The organism is Ideonella sp. P3_A4 (genome assembly GCF_056403075.1).
Genome location: NZ_JBFUGE010000274.1, coordinates 1 through 8022, shown reverse-complemented (window position 1 = coordinate 8022; position 8022 = coordinate 1). Strand labels below are relative to the sequence as shown.

Genomic DNA, 8022 nt, shown 5'->3' with positions numbered 1-8022 from the left:
GCGAGGTTCTGCCGTGCGCTGCTCCATGCGGTCCTCAAATCGGCTGGGCGCGCGCTGCGGGCCGCGGCGATGACATCGTCGAGCGCGGCCGCGAGCGCGCCGGCCGGTGTTTCGGGCACCTTCACGAGGATGCTGTCGAGCCAGGCGTCGAACTCTGCATCCGGGTCGCCCAGCGCGCTGATCTTCTGCGAGAAGTGCTCGGCCACGTCGAGCGCCGAATCGAGGGTGGCGGTGAAGCTGCGCACCCGGCCCAAGGCCTGGTTCATCGCCTGCGCGATGTCACCGATCGGCAAGGCAGACTCCACTTTGGCGGCCGCTTGCTCCAGCACGTCGGACAAGGGCGCGATCAGCTGCGAGGGCCGCACGCTGTCGAGCGTGTTCAGGATCAGGTCGAAGGCTTCACCCGTGGGGCGCAGCAGCGCTGCGATGTCCAGCTGCTTGGCCAGCGATTGGCGCAGGCCGTCCAACGCCTGGTCGGCCTGCAGCAGCCAGCTCGACGGCTGGATCACCGACAGCTGGTCGACCGCCGCGTTGAACGGCTCGACCAGCACGGGCGTGAGCGCCTGGCGAGGCGAGAACTGCAGCAAGCGGTCGCGCACCTGGTCGGGCAGCTGCTTGACCTGTTCCAGCAGCGCTGTCGGGCTACCAGCGAGCTGCGCGTCGAGGTCGACGATCAACGGGTCGGTCAGCGGCTTGATCGACTGCGGCAGCACCTTCATCGCTTCGCCGACCAGCGCCGGGCCGGGGTCGGGCAGCTTGGAGATGTCGATCGAAGCGATCAGCGACTTCAGCTCACCAATGGCCGCGATGACCTCGTCGGTGACCGGCGCGAACGACAGCTCGTCGAGCTTGTCGGCGAGCTGGCTCAAGGTCTGCAGCACTTCCTTCAGCCGCTCGACGACCTCGTCCTGCGCCAGGTCGCCCAGGGCATCGATGGCGTCGTTGATCGGGCCGGCGAGCGCCTCGGGGTCGATGCCGTCGATGGCGTCGCGCGCTTCATGCAGCGCATCGGTCAACGAGCCCGACGCAGCACCAACCGATGCAGCCAGCGCCTGGCTCACCTGCGCGGTGGCTTGGTTCAGCAGGTCTTCGACCTGTTGGCGCAGGTCGTCGAGGTTCAGCGATTGCACGGCGCTGCGCGCCTCGCCGAGCTTTTGCGTGGCCATCGCGGTGAGCTGCGAAAGGCCTTGCTCGATCTGCGAGACGACGCCGTCGATCTCGCTGAACACATCGGTCAGCGGCTCGGTGACGACGGACACGTCGACCTGCTCCAGCAGGTGGGTCAGCTTGGCGGTCAGATCGCCTATCACTTCGGTCACGGGCTCGAAGGCCTGCGGCGAAGGCTCGGGGACTTGCAGCGAGCCCAGCGGCGCCGTCAGGTCGGCGAGCGTCGCGCGCGGTTGCAGCAGCACCAGCATGCGGCACACGCCTGCGTCGAGATCACCGGCCGCCGCGCGCATGCCATCAGCCAGCTGCGTGCGCTGGGCGGAGACTGCGGCCAGCGCGCCGTTCTGCGTCGTCAGCGCAGTCTGGGTGGTCTGCACCGTGGCCAGGCGTGCGGCGATCTGGGCGTCGTTGGCCTGTACCGAATCGGCCAAGGCCTCCACCGCAGTGGCGTAGCCCTGCGCGGCGTTGCCCAGCGCAGCGAGTGGCAGGCTGGCAACGACGCTTGGCGRCACAGCGCGTGCGAAGACGCCGCTGGTGTGCGTGCGGACCACGGCGGCGAGCGTCGTCAGCGTCTGCGTCAACTCGGCCTGTAGGGCCGGCGCCGTGGCGTCGTCCCAGCGCACCAGTGTGTCCAGCGGATCGCGGATGTCGTCGAGCACCGGCAGCGAGCGCACGGTGAAGTAGTCGGGCCGGAAGGTGCCGACGCGCTCGTGCAGCCAGCGCAACAGGCTGGGCACGTCCAGGTCGGCGGGCAGGCTGTCGATCGCGGCCTTGGCGCTGTCGACCTGTGAGGACGTCAAGGCGCCGGTCGGGGCTGGGGCCGGAGCGGGAGGGGGCGGCGCGGGGGCGCCTGGAGGCGGTGCGGGCGGCACCGGCGCCGGCGGTGGCGTCATGACGGGCAACAGGCCGCAGCTCCAGTCGCTGGCCAGCAGCGACTGYATCGCGGCGATGCGATCGATCAGGGGCTGCAGCGCACCCGTGAGCTGCGTCTGCAGCATGTCCGGCAGCGAGCCGACTCGCGTGACCAGGTCGCCGCTCAACGGGCCCAACTGGCCTTGCAGGCTGGCACCGAGACCGCCCAGCGTGTTCTGGAAGCCGCCACCTGCGCTCAGCTGCGGCAGGCTGATGCTGCCGAGCCCCGACAGCGCCGAGCCGAAGTCGCCTGGTGGATGCTCGGCCCACTCGCTGAAGGTGCTGCCGAGACCACCGATCTGCCCACCGACGCCGCCGGCGAGCTGCACCAGATCCAGCCCTTGCACGGCGCTGTCGATGCGGTCCATGAGGCCGGGCATGCTGGTGCTCCTGGTCCGGTCTAGCCGAGCAGGTCGCGCAGGCCGCTGCCGACCTCGCCCAGTTGCTGCACCGCCGGGCCGGTCTCGCCGAGCAGGCCGGACAGGCCGGTCGTCGGGTCGGACAGCGCGGGCATGCTGCCAAGCGCCGCCAGCGCGTCGATCGCGCCCATGGCCGTGTCGAGCATGCCGGCGGCTGCGTCGAGCAGGCCGCCGTCGATGCCGTCGAGCAGGCCCGGGCCGGGCGGAGGCGGCGGCGGGCACTCGGCCAGCCACACGGCGTAGTCGATCTGGTCGGGCGCGCTCGCCGCGGCCTGCACGTGCAACTGCTGCAGGAGCACGTTCTGGATCTCGGTGCCGGTGACGATGTCGCTGACGAAGGTCATCGGCTCGCCGGCGAGGTACTTCTCGCGCACGGCGTTGAGAAAGTCCAGCCCCGCCTGTTCGCCGAAGACCGAGCCTTCGACCACGACGCGCGTGGGCTGGCGGTTCAGGTCCTGGAACAGGCTGCCCGCGCGGCCGGGTACCGGCAGCTCGCGGAAGTCGCGTGACTCCAGCGTCTCCAGCCGCGTGACGCGGGGCAGTTCCCAGTCGCCGAGCATCGGGGTGAGGCTCATGTGAAGTCCACGCCGCGCAGCCAGGCCTGGTCGGCCAGCAGGCGGCTGATGGCCTCGGCGCTGGTCTCGCTGTCGTCGTGCCGATCGGTCAACGTGTCATCGGGGGCGGCGGGACGGGGACCAATGGCGGGCGCCGAAGCGCTGCGGCCGGGCTCGGACAGCAGGCGCGATGGGGCGCGTGGGGCTGCGATGCGCTGCGCTTCGGTGGTTTCGGGCTCGGCTGTCGTCGACGATGGGCCCACGTCGCGCGGGAGCAGGCGCTGCAGCAGATCGCCGGCCGGTGCCAGCAACGCGGCGGCGGGCGCAGGCGCCTCGGCCTGGGTGATGCGTTCGAGCGCGGCGCGCATGGGCAGATCGACCGCCTGCAATGCGGGGCGTGATTCGCCGCGTGCTGCATGGGCCGACATGGGCGTGGCCTTGGCGAAGGGCGCGGGCTCGCCGCCGTCGGGCAGCAAGTCACTCAACAGCGAGTGTGAGATGGCCGGTCCGCCGGCGGGGGTGCCCGTGACGTGCCGGCCGATCGTTTCGGCAACGAGCGCGGCGATAATCGAAGCTGCCGTGGGCATCGAGTCGACCGTGGCGCGCGGCGTTTGGGTATCGGTGCCGATGGCGAGCGCTTCAGCATCGGCCCCTGCGGTGGGCGCGCGAGRCGTCAACGCCGATGCCGGACATGCGGCCGGTGCGCGCGGCGTCAACCTGCCTGGCTGCAGATGCGACTGCGCGGCGAGAGCGGCCGGACGGCTCTGCGCCGCACGCGCAGCAACCGCCGGCGGCAGGGCCTCGCGGGCGGTGCGACTCCGTTTCGCAGGACTCTGGCCATCGGCGTTGTCCGGTCCCGCAGGCATCTGCGCATTGATCGCCCACGGATCGGCAGCGGCGAACGACGGCCATCGCTGCAGCGACTCGATCAACCCTTCGCAAGCGCCAGCACCGTCTTGTGTGAGCCGACGCACGCGCTGCGCCACCGCCAGCCAGTCATGCCAGGCGGCACGGGCTGGTTCGATGGCGAGCGAGCGGCGCTCAAGCATGTCGGCCGCCTTCTTCATCACGCAGCATCTGCAGGTGCAGCAGGATCTGCCCGAGCGTGAGCGCGCCGATCTGCTCCGGCGTCCAGCCGAAGCGCTGGGCGAGCACGTGCGCTGCCCGCGCGATCGGCGCTTCAGCGGCGCTCTCGAGCGACGCGGGTTCGACCGCCAGCCCGCTGATGCGGTTGACTTCGCCGAGCAGGAACTCCATCAGCCCCGCGCTCAGGCCGTTCACCTGGCCGACGTTCAACGCGGGCTCGACCAGCGCGGTGTGCACCATCAACGCGCCGACCATCGCATCGTTGTCGCGCGCGGCGCGGCTCACCAGCTGCAGGTCGCGCACGGTGAGCGGGCGCAGCCGCACCTGGCCCGCTTCGCCGAGCCGACCGGGCTCGACGAGCGCGGCGGGCACGGCGACGTCGAAGCTCAGGGCCGCACCGGCCAGCAGCTCGTCGGCCGTCATGAAGGGCGCGCGCGGCGCCGCTGGTTCAGCCAGCTTCATCGCCGACAGTCGCGAACAGGGCCTGGAACGTGGCCGACTCCATGACGAAGTCGTCCTCCGGCATCGTGAGGTTCCACTGGTCGATCTTCACGCCGTGCAGCGTGATCGTGGAGCGCGTGCCGGGGTGTGCGCTGCTCTCGGCCATCAGCGTGATGTTGAAGCTTGGCCCGCCCCAGGAGCGCGGCGGGCGGCCATCGGCGGCCTCGCCCAGCAGCAGGCGCAACATCGCGCCGTTGAGGTAGGCGCGGTCGATGCTGCCGCGGATCGACACGTTGCCCGGGCGCAGCTCGCTCGCGTAGCGCTGGCCGATCTCGTTGAAGGCGCGGATGGCGGTGTTGACCTCGACGCGCACGCCGGTGGCGCGGCCCACGGCGACGAGATCGTTGCCGTCGATGATGGCCTGGGCCGTCGCGGCCTCGGGCCCTTCGGCCGAGTTGGTCGACAGCGTGATGGAGCCGTCGGCCCCGGTGAAGACATTGGTGTTGGCCATGGCTTGCGGCTCCCGATTCAGGACAGCGCCAAGGTGACGCGGATGTAGTCGATGCTGAAGGTCGGCTGCATCGCGACGTTGACGACGCAGCGGCCGGCGACCTCGTCGGCGCGGGTGGCGGTGACCTGCAGCGTGTAGTCGGTCAGCGACTCGTCGATGATCATCGTGGTGAGGAAGCTGTCGAGCGCGCCTTGCAGCGCCTTGCGCACGCGCTCGTTGTTAAGCTTGCCGATGAAGGCGCCCGACACCTGCCGGATGCCGGCCTTGGCGTAGTCGACGATGCGCCGCGTCGTGATCTGCGCGAAGGCCGCGCCCTCGGTGGTGATGCCGCGCACCACGCGGATGCCCTGGCGGTCTTCCAGCGGCAGCACGTTCGACTGCAGCAGGTCCTTCAGCTCGCCGTAGCCGAACTTGGTGCTGAGCTTGCCGACGGCGGGCAGCACCTTGTTCGTCGGGCTGGACTGCGGTGCCAGCGAGGAGATCAGGCCCGCCATGGCCGCGGCGGTGTAGTTGCCCGGCAAGGTGACATCGGCCTTGGCGGCGRCGTCGAAAGTGACGATGGCCGGCGCCGCCATCACGAAGCGCTTGTTGGCCGTGATCTGGGCCTTGATGTTGGCGATGGTGACGGCGTCGCAGCCGATCACCGCGATCACGTCGCGGCCGCTGTTCTCGCCCGTTTCCACTGCAGCACCGAGCACTGTCTTGGCGGTCGCGGTGGAGAGCTCGGGCGCAATGAGGATGTTGATGTCCTCTTTCATCAGCTCGGCCACGGCGGTGCCGAAGGCCGTCTGGTCGGCGCCGGCGGCCAGGCCGTGCGAGTAGACCGTGCGAGCGCCGTTGTTGAACAGCAGCGGCAGGGCTCGCATCAGGTTGAGCGTGCCGGCGGAAAGCGCGTCGGCCGCGCCGTAGACCTTGCCCGCGTCTTCGAGGCTGGACAGGATGTGCGTGGCACCGATCGCATCGGTGACGCCGTTGGCCGCGGCGGCCGTGCCGACGATGCCGACGTTGCCAAAGCTGACGCCCTTGGGCGCGATCAGCCCTTCGGACTGGACCCGTATGAACGTACCGGGGACGATCTGTTCCGCAAATGTGTCTTCCATCGCGTGCTCCTTCCCCGGTGCGGGGCTCCTAGAAGATTCGTCGTTAATCGAGCCGCCACACGCGGCCGGCCAGGAAAGCGGCGGCGTCGTTGCCCTGCGTGAGCAGGCCCAACTCGCCGGCGAGAACGTTGTCTGTCGTGGTGACCGTCAGGCTGCGGTCGCCGTCGAGCTCGGCAAACAGCGTCTTGTCGTGAAAGCCGATCAGCAGCTGCTGACGCTGGTTGAGCGTGAAGCCGCTGTCTGCCGGCTCGCCGACCTGCAGCCACTCAGCCGGCGTTCGCCGCCCGAACACCTGGTAGCCGTGGGCTTGCGAGGCCAGGTAGAACCAGAAGTCGTCGGCGGCGCGGCGGCCGAACACCACACCCAGGCCTTCGCCACTGGTCGAGCGAAACTCGAACTGCATCGCCGCGCGGGCCAGTGACATCGGCGCGCCACGCGGGCGCCACAGCAGCTGCGTGCCGGCCTTGCGAGGGTCGGCCAATGTGCCGGGGCCGCCGTGGGTGGTGCGGCGCTGCACGATGCGCGGTGCGGGCGCGGTGGCCACGGCCCAGTCGCCGGCAGGCGAACCGCCATCGAGATCGGGGTCGTCGACCGCGAAGAACTCGCCCAGCGGCTGCGGCAGTGTGGCGAGCGTCGCGGCATCGAAGCCGAACACCGGCGTGGCACGGTAGGGCGTGACGTTGTTGAACACGCCGAGGTCGAGCGTGCTGATCACGCCTTCACCGGCGTCGGGCACGTGGATGTATTCGAAGTCGACGTCGAAGGCCAGCTGCGAGGGGTCTGGCAGCGAGCTGCTGCTCAATCGATGGATGCCGAGCAGGGCCAGCTCGGCGCGCGTCTGCGCCAGCACCTGGCCCGACAGCGTTGCCGCATAGGCGCTTGCATCGGCGGGCACGCCCGCGGCAATGCTCACCTCGACCCGTGCGTTCAAGCGGCGGCCGTACAGGCTGGCGGTGGGATCCTGGTGGACGCCGATGTAGCCGCCCAAGCCGCAGGGCCTGATGCGCTGCGTGAGCACGCGTGTGCTGCGCGTGAGCCCAGCCGGCACCGGCACGGGCATCAGCCCGTTCAGTGCCGCTTCCAGCGCGGCGACGGCCTCCACGGCGATCGAGTCCATTGTTCTCCCGTGCGCATCCCGACAACGATGAGAACGGGAAGCGCACACGGACGGACCCGCGTGACGCCGCATACCGCGAGTCGCGCCATATGTGATGGCGCTGTCTCGAGGACGGTGGCGTGCCTCCCGGCTACTGTTGAACTGCGCGGCGAGTCTGCTCGCGACGCGCGGTGCTTGCAACGCGAAAGGTAGGGGCGCAGCGGCCTAGAGCTAGGGGACTCATCCCCAATGTTGAGGATGACGGGAGCGACGGACCCGGAGATTGATCAGAACCCCTTCGCCGCCCCCAGCATTTCGTGCACGTCGTTGACCATCACCGCCAGGAAGCCCAGCAGCGCGACGTAGTAGAAGCCGTACTCCCACTTCACCTTGGTCGACACGTTGTAGTAGGTGGCGGCCTCGGGGCTGTCCTTCTTGTAGGTGATGGCCTTCCAGACCTGCGGMGCGGCCAGCACGCCGATCAGGATCAGCATCGGGCTGGGCCGGTAATAGAACAAAGCGCCCAGCACCGGAACACCCAGCAGCCAGATGCGCGGTGACAGCACCGCGGTGATGCGGCCACCGTCGAACGGCGACAGCGGGATCAGGTTGAACAGGTTCAGGAAGAAGCCCGAGTACGCGACCGCCAGCAGCCAGTTGCTGTCCTCGTTGCGCGCCAGGAAGTAGCAGACGATGGCGCCCATCGTGCCCAGCAGCGGCCCGCCCAGGCCGACGT

8 protein-coding genes are annotated in these 8022 nt (G+C 69.8%); all 8 read right to left on the bottom strand.

The window, feature by feature from the left end; translation table 11 throughout:
* Positions 1-2459: hypothetical protein (locus AC1DYI_RS20980; protein WP_477206071.1), on the bottom strand; the 2459-nt coding region annotated here is incomplete at its 3' end.
* Positions 2460-2479: 20 nt separating this feature from the next.
* Complete coding sequence (locus AC1DYI_RS20975) at positions 2480-3073, bottom strand: hypothetical protein (RefSeq protein WP_477206070.1); 594 nt, start codon at positions 3071-3073, stop codon at positions 2480-2482.
* Entirely contained in the window at positions 3070-4119 is a 1050-nt protein-coding gene (locus AC1DYI_RS20970) for a hypothetical protein (RefSeq protein ID WP_477206069.1), read from the bottom strand. Before AC1DYI_RS20970 ends, AC1DYI_RS20975 begins: the two co-directional genes overlap by 4 nt.
* The gene (locus tag AC1DYI_RS20965; protein ID WP_477206068.1) at positions 4094-4600 is read right to left on the bottom strand and encodes a hypothetical protein; all 507 of its coding nucleotides are present in this window, start codon (positions 4598-4600) and stop codon (positions 4094-4096) included. The genes AC1DYI_RS20970 and AC1DYI_RS20965 overlap by 26 nt, the downstream gene beginning before the upstream one ends.
* Positions 4587-5090, bottom strand: coding sequence for a hypothetical protein (locus tag AC1DYI_RS20960; protein WP_477206067.1), 504 nt, complete (start codon positions 5088-5090; stop codon positions 4587-4589). Before AC1DYI_RS20960 ends, AC1DYI_RS20965 begins: the two co-directional genes overlap by 14 nt.
* Before the next feature lie 17 nt (positions 5091-5107).
* Complete coding sequence (locus AC1DYI_RS20955; protein WP_477206066.1) at positions 5108-6190, bottom strand: phage tail sheath C-terminal domain-containing protein; 1083 nt, start codon at positions 6188-6190, stop codon at positions 5108-5110.
* 43 nt (positions 6191-6233) lie between these two features.
* Entirely contained in the window at positions 6234-7307 is a 1074-nt protein-coding gene (locus AC1DYI_RS20950) for a hypothetical protein (RefSeq protein WP_477206065.1), read from the bottom strand.
* 266 nt (positions 7308-7573) lie between these two features.
* Positions 7574-8022 (bottom strand): zinc metalloprotease (locus AC1DYI_RS20945; RefSeq protein WP_477206064.1); only part of this gene is annotated, 449 nt, incomplete at its 5' end.

What these genes read in the sequence shown, in the direction of transcription:
- AC1DYI_RS20975 (WP_477206070.1), bottom strand. Translation starts at nt 3,073, where the DNA reads ATGAGCCTCACCCCGATGCTCGGCGACTGGGAACTGCCCCGCGTCACG.
- AC1DYI_RS20960 (WP_477206067.1), bottom strand. Translation starts at nt 5,090, where the DNA reads ATGGCCAACACCAATGTCTTCACCGGGGCCGACGGCTCCATCACGCTG.
- AC1DYI_RS20965 (WP_477206068.1), bottom strand. Translation starts at nt 4,600, where the DNA reads ATGAAGCTGGCTGAACCAGCGGCGCCGCGCGCGCCCTTCATGACGGCC.
- AC1DYI_RS20950 (WP_477206065.1), bottom strand. Translation starts at nt 7,307, where the DNA reads ATGGACTCGATCGCCGTGGAGGCCGTCGCCGCGCTGGAAGCGGCACTG.